We start from the raw sequence: 547 nt of genomic DNA, 5'->3' as shown, positions 1-547 counted from the left end.
AGTTCGACTCTTGGTGCCGGCACCATTCAAGTGGACAATTAGGTGGGGTTCCCGAGCGGCCAAAGGGAGCAGACTGTAAATCTGCCGTCACAGACTTCGAAGGTTCGAATCCTTCCCCCACCACCAAATTCAATCCTGGCGACAGGATAAAATCGATACGGTATGCAATACTAAGCCGGATCGAAGAATGCGAAGGACGACGGTGTTATCCTTCAATTTCAAAATCTACAGAAAAATCAGGTAGCCGAGTTCCAGGATGCGGGCATCGTATAATGGCTATTACCTCAGCCTTCCAAGCTGATGATGTGGGTTCGATTCCCACTGCCCGCTCCAAAGATGTGCTGATATAGCTCAGTTGGTAGAGCGCACCCTTGGTAAGGGTGAGGTCGGCAGTTCGAATCTGCCTATCAGCACCACTTCTTTCGTTCTTCCTCCTGATTTTCTTTCTGTTAAAAAATTCAGCAAGCAACTGCTTGGTTGATGTGGTGATACCACCGATTTATCCGTGTCTTAGAGGGACAACCGATGTCTAAAGAAAAATTTGAAC

3 tRNA genes are annotated in these 547 nt (G+C 47.7%); all 3 read left to right on the top strand.

The window, feature by feature from the left end:
* Positions 1–41: 41 nt before the first annotated feature.
* Positions 42–126: transfer RNA gene (locus VSX58_RS22310), tRNA-Tyr, on the top strand.
* A gap of 132 nt (positions 127–258) precedes the next feature.
* Positions 259–333: transfer RNA gene (locus VSX58_RS22305), tRNA-Gly, on the top strand.
* 7 nt (positions 334–340) lie between these two features.
* Positions 341–416: transfer RNA gene (locus tag VSX58_RS22300), tRNA-Thr, on the top strand.
* Positions 417–547: the final 131 nt, after the last annotated feature.

It is taken from the genome of Brenneria populi (assembly GCF_036016195.1).
In the GTDB taxonomy this organism is placed as follows: Bacteria; Pseudomonadota; Gammaproteobacteria; order Enterobacterales; family Enterobacteriaceae; genus Brenneria; species Brenneria populi.
Note: the sequence above shows the minus strand (reverse complement) of the source record. Positions and strands in the feature narration are given on the sequence as shown.